The organism is Deinococcus cellulosilyticus NBRC 106333 = KACC 11606, from assembly GCF_007990775.1.
Taxonomy (GTDB): domain Bacteria; phylum Deinococcota; class Deinococci; order Deinococcales; family Deinococcaceae; genus Deinococcus_C; species Deinococcus_C cellulosilyticus.
The window spans coordinates 17035-38007 of sequence record NZ_BJXB01000037.1; the positions used below are offsets into that span (position 1 = coordinate 17035).

Consider the following 20973-nt stretch of genomic DNA (forward strand, 5'->3'; position numbering starts at 1 on the left):
TGAACAGGGCCTGCCAGCGGCGGGGGTCGGGGGTGCTCATGCTTGTTTCCTCCAGAAGTAAAGGGCAGCCAGCAGGGCCACGAGGATGAGGGCAATCAAAATTCTGGGCATGAAGGGTCCTTTCCCGAAGCCCGATGGGCTCAGGATCAAAAACTCAACCATCCCCCCAGGGGGATGGTTGTGGGGTTGTGGGTCAGGAGATCAGGGTGGCCCCGTAGCCTTCTTCGCGGATGGTTTCCAGCACCAAGTCCGCCTCGACCTGGCCTTCAATGGTGGCGACTTCGGTCTGGAAGTCAATTTTTGCCGTCTTCACCCCGTCGAGTTTGCCGAGGACGTGTTCGAGGGTGCGGACACAACTGCCGCAGTGCATGCCGGTGACTTGAATGTTCATGGTGTGCTCCTTTCAATACCCCCCAGGGGGGATATGGGAATGATGAACCCAAATCACCAGATTTGTCAAGCCCTGATTTGTTGATCCCCCATCAGGGGTCCCTATGATGCGCAGGATTTTCTACCCATCCCTGACAGGAGGAGAGCAAGAAAAAGCTTCTATAGGACTCCATAAAAGTGATGGTCTCGAAAGTGAAATGCCGACATGCCTGCTGCTTGACCCCCGTCCTGCTTGAAATCCCCCACGGGGGATGCTAGAGTGCGAAACAAACCATCCCCCCAAGGAGGATCACATGGACACCCCGGTCACCGTGTACACCACCCCCCACTGTCCCTCATGCCACGCTGTGAAAACCTACCTGACGCAAAAAGGCATTGCATTCACCGAGAAAGACGTCACCCAGAGTGAAGCAGCCCTGCAAGAAATGAAGGGAATCAGCGGGGTCAGGATTGCCCCGGTCACCCAGATCGGGGATGAGGCCTTCTACGGGGACTTCCCCGTGCAGCGTCCCCACATCGACCAGGCCCTCAAAAAACTCGGGCTGCTTTGAGCCTTGCAACACAGGAGGCAACACATGCATGAACCCCAGGTGATGGTGGTTGGAGGGTACGGGCAGGTCGGGCAGGCAGCTGCCCTGCACCTGCTGACCCACACGGACTGCCACATCATTGTGGCCGGACGGAACCTGCAGCAAGCCCAGCGTTTCTGCGAAAAGCACGGTCCACGGATGACAGCCAGATTCCTGGACGCCCAGAAACCCGAAACCCACAGTCCAGCCCTGAAAGGGGTGGACCTGGTGGTGGTGTGCGCCGAGCAGTCCGACACCCACTTCCTGCAAGGGTGCATCCAACAGGGCATCCACTGCCTGGATGTCACCGCCACCCCGGCTTACATCAGGGAGGCTGAAAAACTGCACCCACAAGCCCGGGAGGCAGGCACCACCGTCTTGCTGAGCGTGGGACTGGCCCCCGGACTCAGCAACCTGCTGGCCCGTCACGCCACCAGTCACCTGGACAGTGTTGAAAAGGTGGACCTCACGGTGATGCTGGGGCTCGGTGAGCACCACGGCAAAATGGCCGTGCAGTGGACGGTGGAGAACCTGATGCGGCCCTTTGAGGTGCAGGTGGCAGGCCAGGTCGGCACGGTGCCTCCCTTCTCCCAGGGCAGGACCGCACGGTTTCCCCACCCTTACGGCCACAGGCGGGCGTACCGGTTCAATTTCTCAGACCAGCATGTGCTCACCCGGACCCTGCCTGCCCCGGAGGTGCACACCCGCTTGTGCTTTGATTCCAGAGGGGTGACAAACCTGCTGGCCTTCCTTTCCAGGGTGGGGGTGTTCCCCCTGCTGGAACGGCTGGGGGCACGCAGCATGCTGGAGGAGGTGTTCGGGCGTTTCCATGTGGGGAGTGAGGTGTTCGGCCTCTCGGTGGAAGCCCGCGGCACCCTGCAAGGCCAGAAGACCGTGTGGCAGGAGGGCCTGCTGGGACGGGGGGAAGGCCAGATCACCGGGCAGATGGCCGGCTGGAGTGCAGCACAAATCCTGCGTCAGGGGTTGCCTGGAGGGGTGTTCCACAGCGAGCAGGTGCTGTCTGCAGAGGGGGCGTTGCAGTTTGCCGCCACCTGCGGGGTCCAGTTGCACCTCGGGGGGTGATGCCCCTTCAAAGTTGAACCCCCCACCGCAGGGTGGGGGGCAGCTGGTGCTGGATTTTACTGGGTGAGTTTCATGGCTTCAAGCAGTTCATCGACGAGTTCGGTGGCGTCTCCCCGCTCACTGGCCGTGGCGACGTGCGCTTCCAGGTGACCCTTGAGGACCACTCCGGCCACCCCACTGAGTGCCCCCTGCACTGCCTTGATCTGCCTGAGGACATCCATGCAGTACACGTTGGGGTCTTCCAGCATCCGCTGGATGCTCTCCACATGGCCCCGGGCGATGGCAAGCCTGCGGTTGGCCCGTTTTCTGGCGTCTTCAGGCATGCACAGGTGGGTGTCGGTGTGGGTGGGATGGCAGCCCACATCTTCGGTTTTGCTGTCGGTTTTTTTCATGTTCAGTTCCGGACCGTTGCCCCGTAACCCTCTTCAGTGACCGCCTGGATCAGGGCTTGCACATCGGCATTCCCTTCCACAGTGGCGGTGCCCTGCTGGAGGTTCACTTCGGCATTCTCCACGCCAGCAACGCTTTTGAGCGCACTCTTGACGGCTTTTTCGCAGTGTCCACAGCTCATTCCGCTGATGTTCAGTTCGACAGTCATGCTCTTTCTCCTTCTTCCCCCTCGGGGGGATATGGGACCAGTATAGGGCTTTTCGGAACTGCACGCAAGGGGCAACGAACACCGCAAGTGGGATAAATGTCACTTTCAGTGCTGATTTTCCAGGGCCGTTGCTGCGGAGGAACAACCAGGCTTCCGCTTGACCAATCCCCCTGAGGGGGATATAGTGGTTTCATACCCCCCTCAGGGGGACAGGAGGCAAGCATGAGCACAACCATTGAACTCGGCGTCCAGGGCATGACCTGCGCCGCCTGCGTGGGCAGGGTCGAACGGGGACTCAAAAAAGTCGAAGGTGTGGAAGACGTGGGCGTCAACCTCGCCACCGAACGGGCCGTCATCACCTTTGATGAGGGAAAAACCAGTCCGCAAGCCCTGATTGAGAAAGTCAAAGACGTGGGCTACGAAGCCGTGGTCAGCGACATCGAACTCCCCATCTCGGGCATGACCTGCGCCAATTGCGTGTCCCGCGTGGAACGCGCCCTGAAGAAACAACAGGGGGTGCTCTCGGCCTCCGTGAACCTCGCCAGTGAGCGGGCCACCGTGCACTACCTCCCCACCACCGTCTCCCCTGCCCAGCTCAAACAGGCGGTGCGGGATGCCGGGTACGAAGTCATCGAAACCCAACAAGGGACCCAGCAAGAAGACGCCGAGAAAAAAGCCCGGGAAGAGGAACTGCGCAAACTCAAAAACCAGCTCACTGTGGCATCCGTGTTCTCGATTCCCCTGTTCCTGATCGCCATGGTGCCCATGCTTTACATGCCCATCCACATGTGGCTGATGGACCGACTCGGCCACTGGCCTGGACCCTGGGGAGACATCATGGGCATGAACCTGTTGATGCTGGCTCTGGCCACCCCCGTGCAATTTGGTCCGGGCATGCGTTTTTACCGGGGCGGATGGAAAGCCCTCAAGCACAGAAGCCCGGACATGAACACCCTGGTGATGATTGGCACCACCGCCGCATTCGTTTACAGCGTGGTGGCCACCTTCTTCCCTGGCATTTTCCCAAAAGGCACGGCTCACGTGTATTACGAGGCTTCGGGTGTGGTCATCACCCTGGTGCTGCTCGGCAAGTACTTTGAGGCCATCGCCAAAGGCAAATCCAGCGAGGCCATGAAGAAACTGCTGTCCCTGCAGGCCAAATCTGCACGGGTGATCCGGAATGGTCAGGAGATGGAAATCTCGGTGGACGATGTGCGCCTGATGGAACAGATTCTGGTGCGCCCTGGGGAAAAGATCCCGGTGGACGGTGAAGTGCTCGAAGGCCAGAGTTTCGTCGATGAAAGCATGATCACCGGAGAACCCATCCCCGTCGAGAAAACGAAAAGCAGCAAAGTGACCGGTGGGACCATCAACCAGCACGGGGTCCTCACCTTCAAAGCCACCCGCATTGGGGCAGACACCGCACTTGCCCAGATCATCAAACTGGTGGAAAGAGCCCAGGGGTCCAAACCCCCCATCCAGGGGCTGGCAGACAAAGTGGTGGCGGTCTTCGTGCCCATCGTGCTGGTGATTGCAGTACTGACTTTCCTCCTCTGGCTGATTTTTGGTGGAGAAAATGCCCTCTCCAATGCCCTGGTCCACACGGTGGCCGTGCTGATCATCGCCTGCCCCTGCGCCATGGGCCTCGCCACCCCCACCTCCATCATGGTGGGAACCGGCAAAGCCGCAGAACTCGGGGTGCTCTTCAAGAACGGTGAAGCCCTGGAAATGCTGCAGAAAGCCGACATCGTGGCCGTGGACAAGACTGGCACCCTCACCGAAGGCAAACCCACCCTCACCGATTTTGTGGTGCAACCTGGCTTCAATGAACGGGATGTTCTGGCCCTGGTCGCCAGCGCCGAACGCAGCAGTGAGCACCCCGTGGCAGATGCCATCGTCAAAGGGGCCGAATTGCGCGGGGTGGACCTTCTGAAAGCAGATTCCTTCAATGCCGTTCCCGGATTTGGTCTGGAGGCTTCAGTGTCTGGCCGCAAGGTGCAGGTGGGGGCAGACCGCTACATGGCCAAACTGGGCCTCGATGTCTCCAGCTTCACACAGCAGGCACAAAACCTGGGAAATGAAGGCAAAACCCCCCTGTATGCTGCTGTGGATGGAAAACTTGCTGCCATCATTGCGGTCTCTGACCCCATCAAGTCAAGCACACCTGAGGCCATCAAAGCCCTGCAAAGCATGGGCCTGAAGGTCGCCATGATCACCGGGGACAACAAAAACACTGCAGAGGCCATTGGCCGTCAACTCGGGATCGATCAGGTGCTGGCAGAAGTGCTGCCCTCTGGCAAAGCCGACGCAGTGAAAACGCTGCAACAGCAGGGCAAGGTGATCTTCGTGGGAGACGGCATCAACGACGCTCCAGCCCTCGCCCAGGCAGACGTGGGTCTGGCCATTGGCACCGGAACGGACGTGGCCATCGAAACCGCAGATGTGATCCTGATGGCCGGGGACATGCGCGGGGTTCCCAACGCCATCTCTTTAAGCAAGTCCACTTTGAAGAACATCAAGTTCAACCTGTTCTGGGCCTTTGCCTACAACATCGTGCTGATCCCGGTGGCTGCAGGGGTGGTGCAAAGCACCCTCGGCTGGTCCCTCTCCCCTGTGTTGGCCGCCGCAGCCATGGGCCTGTCGAGTGTGTTCGTGCTGACCAACGCCCTCAGGCTCCGCTCCTTCAGGCCTCCCGTGAACGTGCAGGATGCAGGGCAGAATCCTGTGTCCAGCCGGACCGTGCAGGCCTGAAGTCCAGAGCTCCAGAACCCCAGGTGACCCCTGGGGTTTTTTCATGTGTGGACGGGCGTGAGGGCAATGCGCAACAGGTGCTTCTGGCTTCCGGAAGGCTTCTGGTACCGGGAGATCACCTGGGCGAGTTCCTGCTGCAATTGTTTGGCCTGCTCCTGGCTCAGGGAGAGGGTCGCCCAGTGGGTGAGCACCGCAGGCAACCCTTCTTGCAGGAGGTGCCCATGGAGTCGCCGGCCGTCGGTGCCGAGGTCGAGTTGGACTTCACCCACCCCACCGATCCACACCTGGTGCCGGTGCACGTCCAGCACACTCCGGTGGGTGGTTTCAACCAGTTCCCGGGTGAGGTGCCGGGCCTGGTGGGCATCGAAGTGCCCCATCAGGTCCTCCAGGGTGCCGGAGGGAATGTGCTTCAGCGGGATGTCGAACCGGTCGGCCACCGCCCGGTACCAGCGGATGGTTTTGCCCTGCTGTTTTGCTGTTCTGACCTCCCGGATCAGTCCGGCAGAGAGGAGTTTTTTCACCCAGTACAGCATGCGGTGAGGTTCCAGACCCAGATCCTGGGCGGCCTCCCGGACGGTTTTTTCCTGCCCGAGGAACACCCCGAGGTGCTGCAGGCTGCGGGGGTGGGTGAGCAGGTGCACTGTTGCAGGGTCATGGACCTGCAGGCTGGGTAAAATTTCGGTGTCCATTTTACCCAGCATACCGGCAAACTCAGTGCATGCAGAAGCCTTCTTTTCATGTGCTCCTCCTCCAGCAGGAGTTCGGTCCCTTCCGTCGCACCTTCCACCTCACCCTGCTTTCTGACTCCCAGCATGGCCTGACCCTCATCGACACCGGGTTGCCCGGAGCGGAAATGCAGATCCTGGACTTCATCCAGCAACTCGGACATGACACTTCGGACCTGAAGGCCATCGTGCTGACCCACTCGGACATCGACCATGCTGGATCGGCACGTGCTTTGCAGGACCTCACCGGAGCACAGGTGTGGGCAGGCCTGGAAGAAAAACCCCAACTGGAGGGCACCTTGCCTCCCCTCCGCACTCCGCCAGCACACCTGCTGGCTCAGCTCCCTGCTGAACTGGCTTTGCAACTGGGTCGGGGATCTGTACCCGTGCAGGTGAACCGGACCTTGTCTGAAGGGGAAGTCCTACCGGGCGGGTGGAAGGTGATTTTCACGCCCGGGCACACCCCGGGGCACCTGAGTGTGTTCCACCCTGACACTGGGGTGCTGGTGGCCGGGGACGCCGTGATGGTGAAAGAAGGGCGAGCGGTGTTTCCCGACAATTCCATGGACGTTGCTCAGGCCACACACTCCCTGAGCCGCCTCGCTGGGCTGGACGTTCAGCACCTCATTGCCCACCACGGAGGGGAAGTGTCTGGAGGGAACGTGCTGGACGCCTGGAGTTCCCCTGAAAGGGTCAAAAACCGAGGCGTTCCAGGGTGTCCTGATACAGCCTTGAAGTGACCTTTGCTCCTGATTGGGTGGCTTGCAGCACCACGTCTTCCAGCACGTCCAGCTGGTTGCCGATGATGCCCGATGTGCGCACGTACACCATCTCTGCCGCTTTCTGGTAGGTGTCTGTCCATTCCTCCAGCTTCAGGTGGGCGAAGAACGCCAGGGCCACGCCCAGGCTGTCCTCAAAAGTCAGGGCATCCATCTTGGTCCGGGTGAAGCGGGTGGAGGGTTCCGGGTTGATGGACAGGGCGTCCACCATGCGCTCAGTGCCCACCGGGACGATGCGAAGCCCGGCGTTGTTGAGGTCTTTGATTTTGGTGAGCATGTGGTGGCGGGTTTGTGTCCCGACACTCAGCACGTCATGGAATTCATCCAGCACGATGACCCTGGTGCCCACCACGTCCAGCAGGTTGAGGAGGTGTTCGGTGCGGGCGTCTTCGTTCCCACTGACTTTCACGGGCGTGACCAGGGCGAGCAGGCGGTCCACCAGCTGGGAGGTGTTCCTGAGGGGGGACATGCGCAGCAGCAAGATGGGTTTGAGGTCCAGTTCCTCCCCGAACACTGCAGGGTGCATTTTCATGAATTGGGTGATCAGGCGGCTCTTCCCGGAGTTTGCAGGTCCAATCAAGGCCAGGCTGCGTTCCCGGTGTCTGGGGGGATCGGTGACCAGGAAGGAAAGCCGCTGCAACAAAGTTTCGCGTTCAGGAATCAGGAACCAGGCGGATTCCCGGGACTCAATCAAAGCTTCGCGGGAGAAGCTCAACCCCGGCCCCGGTTGGAAGGTGGGGGTGCTTCCTCTATGGCAAAGCGGGGCCACTGGGTTGAAGGGAACCGGAAAACGGCGGAGGCCTCCGGTGCTGCCTGGGTTTCTGGCGGGCGGTGTTCAGGGGTGGCTGCTTGCATCTGCAGCACTTTGTGGTAAATTTGGTGGGCACTGCGGGCGGGTTTCAGTTCCAACTCCAGTTGTTTCCTGGCCTCCTCCCACCGCCACACGCTGGTGGGGCTGGGGATGTCCTTGCAGAACAGTTCCAGCAACTCCTGGGTTTCGGGGTGGATGAGCCACACCTGCTGGATGTTGTGGGGATCAAAGAGCACCGTGACTTCCCCCAGGCCTTTCCTGCGGCGCACCAGGTTCAGAAAATCCGGGTGGAAGGACACGTAATGCCTCTTCTTCCACTGCACCCCTCCTTTCTGCAAGGAACGCTGGACACAGGGCAGCAGCATGTTCTGGATCCTGCCATGGTCCTGTGCTGGGATGGGAGTGAACTGGCTTTTTCCCTCGCTCACCTGCACCCAGGCGTTTTGCAGGCGGCTGATCGTCTCTCCCCTTTTCACTTGCACATTGAGGCGGTCCAGCAGGTACTGGGTCAGGTAACGCTCCAGGTCTTTTTCCCCAAAGCAGGCGTAGTCCTGTCCGGTTTTGCCCCTCATGCGGTGGCGATTCAGGGTGGACCCTGGGAGGTGCCGGAGGGCTTCGTTGATCAGGCCGATCAGGCGTTCAATGCGGCCCCTGAGGTGAGGGGCTGAGGGGATGGCCTGGAAGGTCACCCCGTACTGAAGGCAAAACCGTTTCAGGGAGTGGTTGACGAATTCACTGCCCCGGTCCGTGAAGAGTTCTTTAGGGATCCCCAGCGGAGGCAAAGTGTTCTCCACCCCCAGGGCCTGGTGGTGCTCCTTCTGGTTCAGCAGGATGCCCCGGAGGGTTCGGAGGGTTTCAAAGGCCGATTTGGTGTGTTCGGTCAGGCTGAAATTCAGGAACAGGGAGGTGCCTTCGTCGACCGCCACGGTGATCCAGTACCGGGTGTGCATGGATTTGACTTGAGGCCGCTTGTTGCTGCTTCTTTTGACCTGCAGTTTGCCGTCCCTCACGAAGAAGTCCAGCAGGGTCCCGTCCATCTGGATGCGCTCGCCGAAGTGTCTTTCTGGACTGACGCCCAGTCGGGGCTCCCTGCTGCGGGCGATTTCTTCCCCTTCCCTGAGGCGGGCATACTTTTTGGGGTCCTGTTTCTCCCGCCGCTGGAGGCGGTTCTTGAGGGTGTTGTAGCTGGGTTTGGGCAGGTTCTTTTCTGTGCAGTGGTCGTGGATGAGGTCCAGCATGGCCTGGAGGGTGTAGGGGCGAAAGGTGGGACTGCCCAGGGGGATCAACCAGTGCTGGTCGATCAGGGTTTGCAGGAGTTGTTCGACTTCGGGACTCAGGGTGTGCTTTCGAAGTTGTGTTTTGCGGCCTTCGAGGAAGTCGGGAATGCTGACGGCGTGCTGGTGACCACCGAGGTCCAGGAATTTCTTGTAGTAACGGCGGAGGGTGGGAACGGAGATGTGGGCTTGCTGGCAGAGTTTCGCTTCGTGTGATTTAGGGATGCCGGTGCTGCCTCTTTCCCGGAAGTATGGGAGAAGGTGCTCCAGGGCTCGGGTGGCGCGGGCATACTTCGGGGAGGTCATCTTTTCATCTTACTGGGTGTGTTTTGCCACTGAACCCTGAGGAACAGGGATGATTTCGTTTTTGCCCTTCATGAAGAACCCAGGGCCAGGAAACCGGCACACTGCGCCATGATGTAGGCCTGTGTGGCAGCCAAAACGTTGCTTGTACGCTCGGTGATTTTGCTGGCCGCCATTCCTGGCTGCACCAGGCCAATGTGAATCTCGATGGGCAAGCGGGATTTCAGCAAGGTTTCCAGTTTTGCAAGATCTCCATTGCAGAACTTCTTTCCAGAGGTGTTCTCGAAGCGGTGTTTGATTTTTTTGAACATCTCTGCGGGGGGCAAATCCCTGAATTTCACAGACTTGATCACCTGTCCACACACCTCGTACACGTCACTGACCCGCTCTCCCACCACGCGATTTTTGCAGGATTTGACGTGATAAATGTGGATGTGGATGCAGTCTTCTTTTACGGCAAAAGTGATGAAGTCGCCGGTTTCCCCTGAGCCGTGGTCATAGAAGACCACGTCATCTGCCTGCGCGGCACCCACCAGGCGCTGTTCCAGCCAGTTGTGAATGGAGTTGGGTGTGCCGAACTCCTTTGAGATGTCCACTCCTGCTCCCCGCCAGTCGATGGCTTGAATGAGTTGGGCATCGAAAGGGCTTTTGGGCAAACTGGAAAGCCGGATGGCTTCACGGCCTTCAATCATGTCACCGTTCACGCAGCGGAACACTGGGGGGTGACTCTGGAAGTATTCCCCGATCTCAAGGGTTCGGCCCTGCTGGTCCACAAAGGAACAGGTGATTTTCTCGTCCATGTTCTCAACCCGAAAGGTTGACCCCAGCAGGTACATCATTTTGATGGTCAGGGAGCCGATTTCCAGGTGGAACTCGAACCGGTCATTCTTGATGGACTCGTAATCGATCCACAGGTGGGCGTCCTCAGGGGAGAGGAGTTGGGGTTGACCATGCACCTCCACGGTCAGTTTTCCTGGCTCCTCATAGAACCTGGGGTTCCAATCGATGGTGAGCAGGTCAAAACCTTTGAGGCTGGCGATGGGTTCACGCACCCCCAGGTAATCCAGGTTTGTTCCCGTGACTGGGTTGCTGCCGTTGCGGAATTTGATGGCCAGGGCGTCGCACCAGTGGATGAAATCAGGAATCTTGTCGGTGCGGTTGCTCCACACTTTTGCAGCTGAACTGAAACCCAGGGTGACGTCTTTGCCGTTCTCCTGCGCTTTGCAGAACGCGTGCCCCCGGTCGTAGATCTTGCCGTCAGCGCTGTCGATCACATTGTCTGCGCGGTTGCCGATGCGGTAGAGGTACGTTTCGTCCCTGTTGCCGCGGATTTTGCGCATGCCCACGTTAAAGACCTGCACCTGGGTGAGGTTGTGGAGGGATTTGTTGGTGATGGACATGGAGACCGGGGAGGGCAACGCAGAGACTGTGGAGGCAATGAAGTGCTTGAGGATCTGCTGGTAGAATTGTTCGGTTTTTTCGGTGGAACTGATGAACAAAAACCCGTGTTCTTTGTTGTGGTACACAATGCACAGTTCGTAATGGTACTGGGTCAGGAAATCACTGCGGATCCACTTGGGTTTGTCGAGGTACCTGAAGATCAGCACCGAAACGCGCGCTTTGGGGTAGTCTTTCTTGAACACCGTGCGGTGGTTGGACTCCAGGGTGACACTTTCTGGGATCTCAAATCCGTCCGGCAGGTCGTAGACTTTCACGTGGTGGTAGGGCCGCAGGGAGAACAGGGAGAAACCTGCGAAATCCGCATAATCAAACGATCCCGGGTCGAAGCCCTGAAAGAAGGCTTTGTCTTCCTCTTCTTTTTCGATCCGGGCATCGGCGAGTTGCGGGAGCAGGGTGGCCCAAACGGCGTCCTCTTCGTACAGCCGTTCGATTTCTGCATTCAGCCCGTCGGATGGGGTGTAAATGAAGCTGGCTGGACCCACCTTGTCCTCTCCAGTTCGGGCGAAACGGCCAATGAACTGCAAGGTGATGGCCAGGGATTTGTGCAGGGCATGCACAGCAGCGATCTTGAAGCGTGGGATGTCCACCCCTTCTGAGAGCATGTCCACGGTGATGATGCCGTCGAGTTCGCCCTGTTCCAGCAAATCCAGGATGCCCTGGTTGTGTTTGAGGGTGTGTTTGCTGTAAATGATTTGCATGCGCAGTGAGGTGTTTTTGCCGTACACGTCCAGCAGGGCCTCCGCGTGGTCCTTGGTGGCTGCGCGGGCCAGCACGTAATGGTGGTGTCCCCGGCCCCGGTCTTGCATGAGGGTGATTTCGGCCTGGCGTGCGATGGCGAGGTCTGCCGTTTCTCCGTCTTGTGGAGTGATGCGTTGTGGATTCACCTCACCAAAAATCTTGTCCTCGAAAGCTTTCAAGGTGGGATAGGTGTACACATGTTCGCCGTTCAGTTCCAAGCTGTCTGAGCGGTAAGGGGTGGCCGTGAAAAGCACCCGCTGGGCTCGGGGGAAAGCATCCAGCAGCTCATTCCAGGTGTGGGCAGGGGAATGGTGCGCTTCGTCCACAATCACCACATCAAACAAATCTTCACTGGGGAGGGGCACCTGCAGGCGGGCAGGACTCACCGTGTGTGGGGTCACCACCACCACATCGAATGCCCGGAGTTCTTCCCAGGCTTCTGGGGTCTTGACCGTCCCGGTGACGACTTTGACTTTGGGGGCAGCGTCAAGGGTGAACAGACCTGTCTTTTTGAGGCTGTTGAGGGTGGTGAAGGCATTTGCCATGTGACCTTTCAGCATCACACTGGGCGCAATCACGAGCACCCTCTTGGCTTTCAACAGGAACGGGGTGGCACAGATCACTGTGGTTTTTCCTGATCCTGTGGGCATGGTGATGATGGCGGGGGTGTCGTGCAAAGTGAAGTGGGCTGCAAGGGCGTGAATGGCACCCCTTTGGTTTTTGCGGAGGGAAAGTTCTGCCCCGTTGGGGAAAAATTGAAGGTATTGTTGCCGCTCTGAAAAGAAGGACATATCTTACCGTAGCCCATTGCAATCTCTGAAACAACCACTTCTATTGAATCATCACTCAAGTGTTAAATTTGACACTGTGTTATGTTTTGAGCAACTCACGCATCGAAAGAAATGATATGTTTGGCAAGTGAATTCTTTGGGATACGTCATAGTATAGGGGAAATCCCTTACCGCAATAAATGATTCTATTGAGCACCTGGGTCTGAAAACAAGAGCAAGATGGACATTCCGAATTGCTGAGCAGCATCACCGCGCATTTAGACATAATGCCTAATTGATTCAATTGAGGGCTAGGGAAGCAGGAAACCCTGCACGTTCGTCCTGATCCTGCAATCTGGCATTTGAAGTTGGGTTTCCACTACCCTTTCGGCAGCATAGAGGCTTTTGGTCAAAACAGCGAATGATGCTTGGGCTCTGGCTTGAACTATTACCTGGTGGAAAATGGTATCAAATCAGAATGCAAAATTTCTAGATTGATATCAGAACAGATTGCAACTGACATCCCTGTGATCAATGAAAATTCAGAGGAAGCTGATCTGAACCCATCACGGCAACTTCAGTCCGTAAATGTTCCTGTCTTTGCCACTGACGTAAGCCAGATTCTGCCCATCGGGCGAGATGGTCCACTGGTCGTAACTGATTTTTCCCGAGAGCCGGACAAGCTCCTTCATGTCTTTCTGCCCGACCGTCCACCGGTACACGGTGTGGGCCCCAGAGGTGTCCCTGAGGGGAACCGTCAGCAAGGTGTCGTCGTCCCTCCAGCGGTACGAACCAAATCCGGGCACCTGAAGTTTCCTGCCGTCCCGGTTCACCACAAACAGGCCATTCTTGCGGTCCTTGTTGAAGGCCAGGAAGTAGGCGATCCAGCTGCCTTTCGGGCTGATGGCCACCCCACGGATGTTGAGGGCGGTTTCCAGCTTGCGGGTCTTCCCGCTTTTCAGGTCCAGTGTGTAAAGGGTCCGGTTATCGGACTTCGGGTCGGTCTTGCCCAGCACCAGCAGGGTTTCCTCATCCAGAAAACCCTGGGCTCCCCCACCATAAACAGTGGCCAGAGTTCGGGGGGTCTGCCCGAATGCAGAAATGCGAATGCGGGTCTGGCGCTCATCGAAGTTGCCTGTATTCTGGCTTTCGTTCCACACAAAACGGGACCCTTGCGGAGACCACAACACGTTCCCCACCTCACCGGAAAGTGTGACGGTTTTTCCATCTGTGAGGCGTTTGATGCGCGTGCCTGCAGGGGTGGAAGGCAGCACCTGGTGCCTGAGGTCTGGTGAATAAAAACCCAGCGGCAGCATGGCCTGGGGTTTCTGCCCGGGCCTCACCCCGTACCACCCCACCGGACTCTGGCTGGAGGGTCGGTCAATGAACATCAGTTGCCTGCTGTCCGGCGTGAACACCGGCAGCACACAACACCCCCCGGTGGTGATGCGGGTGTCTTTTTCAGGCCAGCTGGTCTTTACAGGCCGGTACCCCGAGAATTTCCCCTGCTGGGGGGTGTCCTGGGGTTCATCTGGGGGCCAGCTGAGTGCAAACCGGTTCAGGAGTGCCCCACCCCGAAACGCCTGAGGCTGGTCCTCAGGATGCTGCCACTTCCGGATGTTCGCCAGATCCCGCTGGAATCCCCGCGAAAAACCACCCTGCACGAAAAGGGTGTCCCAGTCTGCCTTGATGTACGGAATCGGGTTGAAAAACCGCATGTGGCTGGTGTCCCGGATTTCCAGATGCAGGTGCGGCGCACTCCGGCAGGTGAACTGGCTGTCCCCACTGAGCCCCACCACCTGACCCTTCTTGACCCGCTGCCCCACCTTCAGAGAGGGACGTTTTTGCAGATGACCGTAAAAACTCGCCAGACCATTGCCGTGATCGATGATCAGGTTGTGCGGCGGCGAACCGTGTGGACCGTCCACATCCTGCACCACCCCATCCCCGATGGCGACCACGGGCGTGCCACACGCCGCAGAGAAATCCAGCCCGAAATGAATCCCCTGGCCGGCCCGGTACGTGGAATTCCGTTGCCTGTAAGCCCCGGTGGTGTTTCCGTACACCTGCCCCAGCAACCACGAAGCCGGACCGGGAGGGCTGGCAAACGGCAAACCGAACTGCTGTGCGGGCTTCGGCAACTGGCTGTCTTTCAACGGCGCACCACTGTGCGCCAAAGCATGGGCCCCCAGGGCCAGACAGAGCAACAAGAATCGCTGGTGGGTCATGACTTCATTCTCAGGGGGCAGCTGAGGAAAAGGTGAAGATTCTGCAGGGATGGCAGGCTGGTCTACAATTGGATCTGTTTGTGAACGATAAAGGTTTTTATTTTGCTTGTGAAATTAATATTGTTTCTGTTCATCATTCGGAATGCCATTGTTGCGCCTCAAGCAGAGCCTGTTCCTGTGCCTGCAGGGCCATCTGCAGCTCTGTTCGATCCAGAGCAACAGCGAGGATGGATGCAGCCCTCGCAGCCAGAACCTGCTCCTGCTCGGTCCAGGGCAGATCAACAGAACGGCTGAAGGCAATCACGGCCACCACCTCACCGCTGGGTTTGACAATGGGCTCAAACGCCGCAGAGATCCGGTGCTCACTGACGTTGCGGGCTCCCGCAATGTCGCTGTATTGCTGGGTGTAGTAGCGCTGTGCAGTCTGCACCACGTTTCTGAGCACCACCAGATCCTCAATGGGTGTCCCCTCCCCCATCAGGAAGGCAATGAGCGCAGGTTTGAAATCCCCCCAGGCATGCCAGAGCTTTGCGCGCCCCTGCTGAATGCGAATCAGGGTGATCTGCTCGGCTTTGAGGGCCGGTCCCAGTTTTTCCAGGGCCTGATCGGCCAGGACATCTGGATCATGCACGGTCTGCAACAGGTCACCCAGTGAGGCATGAAACTCGGCGTGGTCTCTTGCTTCCAGCAGGTCCAGATGGGCACGCTGCAAAGCCCTGTTCTGTTCCTCCAGGGCCTGCCGGGAGCTTTCCAGTTCCAGCTGTTTGTGCCTGAGCACCTGCTGGGCTTCCAGCAGGGACCTGACCCGTGGAAGCATTGGCGGAAGGGCCACAGCAGTGATGACACTGACGATTGCGGTGACAGCCCGGATGTAGGCATCGAGGTCATTTACCGGACTGTAGCGGGTCACCACATGCATCAGGTGGGTCAGGCCACAGGCGACAATGAAAAGCCCAAAAGAGAGCAAAATGCGGTGAAATGGGATCTGCTTGCGGTTCTGAAACACCAGCACACCCAGCGTGGAAGCAATGGCGGTATAAGCCAGAAAAGTCAGCAGGTCACTGCCCACCTGCAAAACCACCAGACTGTCCGACCAGTCGTGGTCATGCCCCGTCTCAATTCCCACAGACTTCAACAGGTTCAGGAGCACACCGGGCCACAAGAGGGGCAGCAAAAGTCCAGCCAGCAGCAACATCAGGGTGCTCTTCAGGGTGTTGGCGGTTTTGGATTTCTGCATGTGGGCTCCAGGGCGGCCTGCGGGCCATCACAAGATTGTTGCAAATGGACCCGCACAGTTTTCTGACTGCGGGTTGTTTGATTCCTGCTTTTACCGTCTGGAGGGTCGTGTATTGATGTTCGCAATAAGAACTGTGGGTTCTTTATGAAGGGTCAGCACGGAATCTGAAAGGCCAGGTGCATGCTGTTTTTTCAGGTCTGGCTGGCAGGTGTCTCTGCTCTCCCAGGGTGATCCCAGCTGACGGGAGGTGCCTGTAGATGCTGTTTGTTTCTGGTTGCTTGATCTCATACCATCATGCAATGGCAACACTGGTGCTCGACTGAGGTTTATGGATCAAATGACCAGCTGCTTTGCATGCAATGCAATCATTCTTATTCACAGTCTAACAATAAGTTGCACCATAAAAAACCCTACCAAAAGAAAAATTAAAATCTTGGTAAAAGTTCTATCAGACCAGGGCGTATTTGAAACCACATCTTTAATGATACTCACAACAAGAAAGGAGAGTGCGATTGCAAAAAAGCAATCCGGACTTGAGAGGATGTCGCGATCCCTAAGAAACATAAATGCCACAGCAATCAATAAATACGGAACAGAATCTTTCATTTCGATTTTCCAACGCAGATGTCCATTGGCTGGCCCTTTTACTCCACGAAACTTTACCAGCGAAAACAATACCAGCAACCAAGCAATCGTCATGAAAACTTGAGGCAATGTGATTGTCCATGAAAAATGCGTATCCATTTGTTTAGTGTATACACTTCTGAGACCCTTTCCAACTCAAGCTGTTCTGGTCAAGCCGTTGGAATTCTGAAGTGATTCAGCAGGTTCAAGATCACATAAATCCTTTGCATACAGATTGTGAAATATATATCTTTTATCATGGTGATGCAATGAAACAATTGGCCGAGACCTTTTCATGGTCCCGTGCTATACTGACCCCGATTCGGACAGCTGTCACTCGCTGTCTGCAAGGAGTCTCAGATGCAGCGCACCCTCAACATTGACCTCTTCACCTACCTGATCATGCTGGGGCTTGCCGGTGCCCTGTTCGGCAGCCTGTTTGAGTGGGAATGGATGGTGGTTTCCGGCCCCATTCTGGTGATCGCTGGTTTTGCTGGCATTTCCAGGATTGAAAGCAAAGTGGAAAGAATCCGCTGACAGACCTGCTCTGGTGCAGGACGGATTTCTGACCTGCACCCCTGTATTTCTTACAGACAAACCCCCACCCCTCCCACACAATGACGGGACAGGTGGGGGCTTTTGCATCTGCAATTCTGGCAGGCACAGGCTCCCGAATTCACAATCCGACTGCGATGTTCAGTCTTTTTGAGATCAAAGGGCGCAGTTTTGCTGCCCGGTCAAGGAGGACACCATGCAGATTGCTGATCTTGACATCCTGCAGAGCCAGGCACAGTATCCCAGCATCACCATCACCCTTCCCACCCACCGCACTTTTCCAGAAAAAGAAAAAGACCCTGTGCGGGTGAAGAACCTGATCCGTGAAGCAGAAGACCGCTTGCTGCAGGAGTACGAGGCCAGAGACATTCAGGACATCATGCAGAGGTTGTGGGATCTGGCCGATTCCATAGATCACAACCACAACCTGGAAGGCATGATGATTGTCGCCAACCGGGACGTGGCGAAGGTGTACAAAGTGCCCACGCGACTGGAAGAAAAAGTTGCTGTGCAAGATGACTTCCTGGTGCGTGACCTCCTGCTGGCCCAATCCAGAATCCAGAGTTACTGGGTCCTGACCCTGGCAGAGAATCCGACCCGTCTGTTCCATGCCGACAATGACCAGTTGCAGGAAGTGCAGGACTACGGTTTTCCTTTTGTGAACGAGGAGCCCGGGACCCGCATGACCCTGGACACCCGCTATGGGACCAAACCTGACTCCGAGCGGGATGAGCACCTCAGGATTTTCTTCCGCAACATTGATGCAGGGCTCAAGCAGGCCCTGGACCTGGAAGACCTGCCAGTGGTCCTGCTGGGCGTGGACAAAAACCTGGGTTTCTTCAAGGAAGTGGCCCAGAATTACGACAAAGTCCTCACCGTCATCGAAGGCAACCACGATCTGGCCACCGCTGACAACACCGCCCTGAAATTCGCTGAACTGGTGTGGCCAAAAGTGCAGGAAGTCATGCATGAGCAGCGTCACAATGATGTGGCCCAGGCCATCGATGCTGCGGTCAGCAGCAACACCTTCTTCACCGACCTGAATGACATCTGGGTGGCGACCCTGGATGGACGCGGAGCCAGACTCTTTGTTGAAGAGGGTTACAGTTTCTCCGCAAAAGTCAGCGAGGATGGTCGTTCCATCGCGGTGGTGGATGAACCCGAAGCCTACCGCAACCGGGAAATCGTGCATGACGCGGTGAACCGGATCATTGAACACGTTCTGCAAACCAGTGGCGAGGTTGTTTTTGTCGAGCCTGGGCGACTGGGGGACAACCGCAAATTGTTCTTGACCCTGCGCTACTGAGGTTGCTTCAAAGAACAGAAAAGAAAGCCCCTCTGCAGAAAGCAGAGGGGTTTGACCTGGGGTGATTCAGCTGGGGCGTTCTGCGCCTTTGCGGCCATAGAAGTACCAGTTCAGGGCCACATTGAAGAGGAAGAACGCTGCGATGCCGTAGAAGAAGGCCACGGTGTTTCCGGTGGCAGCGATGGTGGCACTGATCAGCATGGAGACGATGAAGGGTCCGTAGGCAGCGATGGCAGCGGTCCAGCCAATGACACCCGCAGCCTGGGTGGCAGGGAAAATCACAGGCATCTGGCGGAAGGTGGAGGCATTGCCGATGCCAGAGAAGAAGAACAGGGACAGCATGCCTGCCACGAAGAAGGGGAACTCATCCAGGCTCTTGGGGGTCACGTAGAAGCTGGTGAAGATGGCACTGGCCAGCATTCCGAGGCCGGAGATGGTGGTGAGGATGGCCCCACCGGTCTTGTCGGCGATCATCCCGAAGACCACCCGCACGGCACTGCCGATCAGGGGACCATAGAAGGCGAACTGCAGGGGCACAGGAGCGTTTTCAAAACCGCCATACAGGGTCTTGATCAGCAGGGGGAAAGCACCGGAAAGGCCAGAGAAGGCACCGAAGGTCATCAGGTAGATGCTGGTCATCACCCAGGTGTGCTTGTCTTTGAAGATGCCAAGGATCTGTCTGGGGTTGGCTTTGACGGGAATGCTTTTCAGGGAGAACCAGGCCCACACAGCACCAATCAGGATCAGCGGAACGTAGACGAAAGGAGCATTCTGCAGGAAGATTTCTGTGGTTCTGGCCTTGTCATGGAAGGTCTGGGACCCTCCGGTCATGGAGGCGAAAGCACCCAGACCAATCACCCAGGGGGTCACGAACTGGGCCAGCGAGACCCCGAAGTTGCCAATTCCGGCCTGTATGCCCAGCGCCGTGCCTTGCAGTTTTTTGGGGAAGAACAGCGAAGTGGAAGGCATGAAGCTGGAGAAGTTTCCTCCACCCAGACCGGCAGCGAAGGCCAGCAGCATCAGCATCCAGAAGGGGGTCGCAGGATTTTGCACGGCCAGACCCCACCCGATGGCAGGAATCAGGAGGCTCAGCGTGGAAAAAGTGATGGTGTGCCTGGACCCGAAAATCGGGATGAAAAAGGTGTGGGCAATCCGCAGGGTTCCTGCAGCCAGACCGGGCATGGCGGTCAGCCAGAACAGCTGCTCGGTGGTCAGGTTGAATCCGACCCCCTGCAAGCGGGTCACGATGGCCGACACCATGAACCAGGTGGCGAAAGCAAGCACCAGATTGAAGGTGGTGACGGTGAGGGTCTTCCAGGCGTGGGCTTTGCCCACAGTGGACCAGAAGGTTTCCTTCTCTGGGGTCCATTCTTTGAGCCAGGTGGAGCTTGACGCAGGTTTCTGGTTTTGACTGAGCATTTTGGGGTTCCTTTCAAAACTTTGTTGAGGCAAGGGGGCAAGGGCTTGATCGTGGGGTCAGGGGTGGGAAGGCCCCTGACCTGGCAGTTTCGATCAAAGGCAGCTCAGGGCAGTGCGTGCATTTTGTTCAGCACTGCAGCGAGCCACAGGGCAGCAAGCAGGGTGATGGCAGACATCACCATGAAGGTGGCTTCGGGAAGACCGATCAGGCTCTGGGACACCGCAAAGAGCGGGGGAAGCACGAACCCACCCAGCGCACCAAACAGGCCCACCAGACCGCCCACCGCACCCACATCTTTGGGGTAGTACTGGGGGATGTACTTGTAGACGGCAGCTTTGCCAATGCCCATCCCAACGGCCATTACGAAGAGGAGGGCTGTGAAGGTCCCCACAGACAGGCCCAGGGCAGGGATGCTGAGCACCACAGAGGGAATGAAGATCAGGGCAAACATCAGCTTCATCACCACGCGGGGGCCAAATTTATCGCTGAGGAACCCCCCCAGAGGACGCAGCAGGCTTGCAGGGAAGATGAACAGGGCGGTCAGGAGGGCAGCGTTTTTGAGTTCCAGACCGAACACATCGACGTAATATTTGGGGAGCCATGCAGAAAGTGCCACGTAAGCCCCGAAAACCACCACGTAGTACAGGCTGAACCTCCACACCCGGATTTCACGCAAGGGCTTCAGGATTTCGGCCATGGGTCTCCCCTGTCCGGGCAGGCGGTCTTCTTTTGGCCCGTAGAACCACATGCAGAGGGCCATGATGACCAGCAGCACCGCATACATGATGGGAATGAAGCGCCAGCCACCAGGAATCACGCCACCCAGAAAACCAGCCACAGGCAGCATGGCAATGAGTGTTGGGGCAATCAGCTTGGTCACACTGGCCCCGACGTTCCCTGCACCAAACACACCAAGGGCAAAGCCCTGGTGTTCTTTGCTGTTCCAGGCAGAGTTCCAGGCGATCCCCACCGAGAAACTGTTGCCCGCCATCCCGACCATGAAAGCCAGAATCAGCAGCATGGTGTAACTGTGGGTGTAGGCCACCAGCGCAGCAGGAATCGCAGTGAACAGCAGAAGTGCAGTGAAGACCTTGCGGCCCCCAAGACGGTCCGTGAGGATGCCAAAATTCAGTCGCCAGATGGCCCCGTTCAGCACGGCGACACTGGTGAGCCAGCTCATTTGCAGGTCTGTGAGGCCCAGTTCTTTGCGGATCGGAATCCCCAGCACCCCGAACATCAGCCACACGGCGAACATCAGGGTGAATCCGAGGGTGGAGAGCCACAGCACGCGGGTGGCTTCATTTCGTTCCTGGGCTTTGTGGATGGACGCGCTTTGCATGGTTGCTCCTTT

General features: G+C 57.5%; 19 protein-coding genes. 6 read left to right on the forward strand and 13 right to left on the reverse strand.

The genetic code is table 11. The features are described 5' to 3' along the window. Nucleotides 1–36 precede the first annotated feature (36 nt). Entirely contained in the window at nucleotides 37–162 is a 126-nt protein-coding gene (locus DC3_RS30050) for a hypothetical protein (RefSeq protein ID WP_281292600.1), read from the reverse strand. A 31-nt stretch (nucleotides 163–193) separates the two neighbouring features. Next, nucleotides 194–391 (reverse strand): heavy-metal-associated domain-containing protein, encoded by a 198-nt coding sequence (locus DC3_RS25420; protein WP_146890297.1) that lies wholly within the window; start codon nucleotides 389–391, stop codon nucleotides 194–196. Nucleotides 392–683: 292 nt separating this feature from the next. Here DC3_RS25420 and DC3_RS25425 point away from each other — a divergent pair, with 292 nt between their 5' ends. After that, nucleotides 684–941, forward strand: a complete 258-nt coding sequence (locus DC3_RS25425; protein WP_146890300.1) for a glutaredoxin family protein — start codon at nucleotides 684–686, stop codon at nucleotides 939–941. A 24-nt stretch (nucleotides 942–965) separates the two neighbouring features. Further along, nucleotides 966–2042 carry a saccharopine dehydrogenase family protein gene (locus DC3_RS25430; protein WP_146890303.1) on the forward strand — a complete coding sequence of 359 codons (1077 nt, stop codon included), beginning with the start codon at nucleotides 966–968 and terminating at the stop codon, nucleotides 2040–2042. A gap of 56 nt (nucleotides 2043–2098) precedes the next feature. Here the strand turns inward: DC3_RS25430 and DC3_RS25435 are convergent, their stop codons facing one another. Together DC3_RS25435 and DC3_RS25440 are read right to left on the reverse strand one after the other, a co-directional pair. Continuing rightward, nucleotides 2099–2434 carry a metal-sensitive transcriptional regulator gene (locus DC3_RS25435; RefSeq protein ID WP_146890306.1) on the reverse strand — a complete coding sequence of 112 codons (336 nt, stop codon included), beginning with the start codon at nucleotides 2432–2434 and terminating at the stop codon, nucleotides 2099–2101. A gap of 2 nt (nucleotides 2435–2436) precedes the next feature. Then, nucleotides 2437–2640, reverse strand: coding sequence for a CopZ family metallochaperone (locus DC3_RS25440; RefSeq protein ID WP_146890309.1), 204 nt, complete (start codon nucleotides 2638–2640; stop codon nucleotides 2437–2439). Between the two features lie 222 nt (nucleotides 2641–2862). Here DC3_RS25440 and DC3_RS25445 point away from each other — a divergent pair, with 222 nt between their 5' ends. Continuing rightward, nucleotides 2863–5391 carry a heavy metal translocating P-type ATPase gene (locus DC3_RS25445; protein ID WP_146890312.1) on the forward strand — a complete coding sequence of 843 codons (2529 nt, stop codon included), beginning with the start codon at nucleotides 2863–2865 and terminating at the stop codon, nucleotides 5389–5391. A 41-nt stretch (nucleotides 5392–5432) separates the two neighbouring features. Here DC3_RS25445 and DC3_RS25450 read toward each other — a convergent pair whose 3' ends face one another. After that, a complete protein-coding gene (locus DC3_RS25450; protein WP_146890315.1) occupies nucleotides 5433–6080 on the reverse strand; it encodes a hypothetical protein in 648 nt (215 codons plus the stop codon). Nucleotides 6081–6109: 29 nt separating this feature from the next. On the opposite strand from DC3_RS25450, the gene DC3_RS25455 reads away from it, so the two are divergent. Beyond that, nucleotides 6110–6856 carry an MBL fold metallo-hydrolase gene (locus DC3_RS25455; protein ID WP_146890318.1) on the forward strand — a complete coding sequence of 249 codons (747 nt, stop codon included), beginning with the start codon at nucleotides 6110–6112 and terminating at the stop codon, nucleotides 6854–6856. Here DC3_RS25455 and DC3_RS25460 read toward each other — a convergent pair. From DC3_RS25460 to DC3_RS25485, 6 genes are all read right to left on the reverse strand, one after another. Further along, nucleotides 6810–7610, reverse strand: a complete 801-nt coding sequence (locus DC3_RS25460; protein WP_186816266.1) for a TniB family NTP-binding protein — start codon at nucleotides 7608–7610, stop codon at nucleotides 6810–6812. The genes DC3_RS25455 and DC3_RS25460 overlap by 47 nt on opposite strands. Continuing rightward, nucleotides 7607–9286 (reverse strand): TnsB C-terminal domain-containing protein, encoded by a 1680-nt coding sequence (locus tag DC3_RS25465; protein ID WP_146890324.1) that lies wholly within the window; start codon nucleotides 9284–9286, stop codon nucleotides 7607–7609. The genes DC3_RS25460 and DC3_RS25465 overlap by 4 nt, the downstream gene beginning before the upstream one ends. Nucleotides 9287–9354: 68 nt before the next feature. Beyond that, nucleotides 9355–12273, reverse strand: coding sequence for a DEAD/DEAH box helicase (locus DC3_RS25470; protein ID WP_146890328.1), 2919 nt, complete (start codon nucleotides 12271–12273; stop codon nucleotides 9355–9357). A gap of 545 nt (nucleotides 12274–12818) precedes the next feature. Continuing rightward, nucleotides 12819–14480, reverse strand: a complete 1662-nt coding sequence (locus DC3_RS25475) for a peptidoglycan DD-metalloendopeptidase family protein (protein ID WP_146890368.1) — start codon at nucleotides 14478–14480, stop codon at nucleotides 12819–12821. A 133-nt stretch (nucleotides 14481–14613) separates the two neighbouring features. Then, a complete protein-coding gene (locus DC3_RS25480; protein ID WP_146890331.1) occupies nucleotides 14614–15717 on the reverse strand; it encodes a GAF domain-containing protein in 1104 nt (367 codons plus the stop codon). A 375-nt stretch (nucleotides 15718–16092) separates the two neighbouring features. Beyond that, nucleotides 16093–16461, reverse strand: coding sequence for a hypothetical protein (locus DC3_RS25485; RefSeq protein WP_146890334.1), 369 nt, complete (start codon nucleotides 16459–16461; stop codon nucleotides 16093–16095). A 240-nt stretch (nucleotides 16462–16701) separates the two neighbouring features. On the opposite strand from DC3_RS25485, the gene DC3_RS29385 reads away from it, so the two are divergent. After that, nucleotides 16702–16878 (forward strand): hypothetical protein, encoded by a 177-nt coding sequence (locus DC3_RS29385; RefSeq protein ID WP_186816267.1) that lies wholly within the window; start codon nucleotides 16702–16704, stop codon nucleotides 16876–16878. A 214-nt stretch (nucleotides 16879–17092) separates the two neighbouring features. Continuing rightward, on the forward strand, nucleotides 17093–18202 hold the full coding sequence (locus tag DC3_RS25490; protein ID WP_146890337.1) for an AOC03_06830 family ribosome hibernation factor: 1110 nt from the start codon (nucleotides 17093–17095) through the stop codon (nucleotides 18200–18202). 66 nt (nucleotides 18203–18268) lie between these two features. Here DC3_RS25490 and DC3_RS25495 read toward each other — a convergent pair whose 3' ends face one another. Together DC3_RS25495 and DC3_RS25500 are read right to left on the reverse strand one after the other, a co-directional pair. Continuing rightward, nucleotides 18269–19621: an MFS transporter gene (locus tag DC3_RS25495; RefSeq protein WP_146890341.1), complete on the reverse strand. Its 1353-nt coding sequence runs from the start codon at nucleotides 19619–19621 to the stop codon at nucleotides 18269–18271. A gap of 104 nt (nucleotides 19622–19725) precedes the next feature. Next, nucleotides 19726–20961, reverse strand: a complete 1236-nt coding sequence (locus tag DC3_RS25500; RefSeq protein WP_146890343.1) for an MFS transporter — start codon at nucleotides 20959–20961, stop codon at nucleotides 19726–19728. Nucleotides 20962–20973 lie beyond the last annotated feature (12 nt).